Below are 1507 nucleotides of genomic sequence, written 5' to 3'. Positions count from 1 at the left end.
TTGTGACGAGGTATAGCACTTACTAAAAGTTGATGTTCAGTGTAATCATAATGTTGAGCGGCAGCTTCTTTACTAGTTAATCCAACACGTGATAATGGTGGATCTATAAATACTGTATAAGGCACGCTACCTCTATTGTCAGTCGTACGTGACTGATTACCATATAACGCTGATTTGATAATTCGATAATCATCTAAAGATATATACGTAAATTGAAGTCCGCCTTTAACATCACCTGCAGCATAAATATGTGGCACAGATGTTTGAAGTTGAGCATTGACTTTAATTTCGCCTCTATCACCTAATTCGATATCAGTATTTTCTAAAGCTAAGGCTGTATTCGGTTTGCGCCCGATAGCCAAAAGTACTGCATCAGCCTCAAAGTTGCCAACATTAGTACGGACTGTTGTATGATGATCGTCAGATGACAATTCAGTCGTTTCAACATTTGTATGCAATGCAATGCCTTTATTTTCTAAGTCAGTAATAGCATGTGCAACGACATCTTGATCTTCGCGTGGCATAAATGATTCACCACGTTCTAATACTGTTACCTTACTACCTAAATTCGCAAACATTGAAGCAAATTCTAAGGCAATATAACCGCCACCTACAATAACGAGATGCTTAGGTTGATAGCTAATGTTTAATAAACCTGTTGAATCGAAGACATGTTTAGCTTGATCAAGGCCTTTTATGTTAGGAATGATAGAGGTAGCACCGGTATTAATAATGATATGAGGTGCAGTAATACTATCGACGATATCGCCATGCTGATCTAATAAATTCACTTCAGTATTAGATTTAAACTGCGCTTTAAAATCCAATACATCAATGTTGTTATCGTCTGCTAATAAGTGGTAATTTTTATTGTTTAGCGCATTGACAACATCGTTTTTACGGTTATAACTTGCTTCAAAAGATTTGCCTTCTAATCCATCATGTACAAGTGTCTTCGAAGGTATACATCCTATATTTATACAAGTGCCGCCATACATTTTCGAAGATTGTTCGATAACTGCGACGTGTTGACCTGTTGATGCAGCATATTTCGCTAAAGTTTTACCAGCTTTCCCAAATCCTATTACAATTAAATCATATGTTTTCATGACATAAATCCTCCTTTTGAATGTCTTCAATGACATCTTTGATTGTTTTTTCATTATAAAAATTAATAATGATATTCTGTTCGTCTTGCTGATAATGTGACATGGTAGTTGCAATATTACGAGCAATTTGACAGTGACTGCCTTCGTCGCCAGTAAATAGACGTGTGTGGTGTTCTTTCTCTAAGACAAAATGTTTATATAATGTTGCTAGAGAGACATCAGCACTTTGATCATTTGCTAAATAACCGCCATCTTTACCTCGTATTGTGTCAATCATTTTTAAATCGACAAGTTGAGTCGTCACGCGTCGTAATTGAACAGGATTTAAACAAGTTAATTCTGCTAATGAACTACTATTGAATTTTTCTGAATGATGCTTAGTTAAAAAAGCTAATACA

General features: G+C 35.6%; 2 protein-coding genes. Both read right to left on the bottom strand.

From position 1 onward, the window contains the following. Positions 1–1109, bottom strand: a 1109-nt coding sequence (locus IDG60_RS27540) for an FAD-dependent oxidoreductase (protein WP_206160806.1), incomplete at its 3' end; no start/stop codon positions are given. Beyond that, the coding region (hypR, locus tag IDG60_RS27535; RefSeq protein ID WP_164825915.1) for a redox-sensitive transcriptional regulator HypR at positions 1096–1507 on the bottom strand (412 nt) is incomplete at its 5' end. The genes hypR and IDG60_RS27540, both read right to left, overlap by 14 nt.

The sequence above is a fragment of the Staphylococcus sp. EG-SA-2 genome (assembly GCF_017152085.1).
Note: the sequence above shows the minus strand (reverse complement) of the source record. Positions and strands in the feature narration are given on the sequence as shown.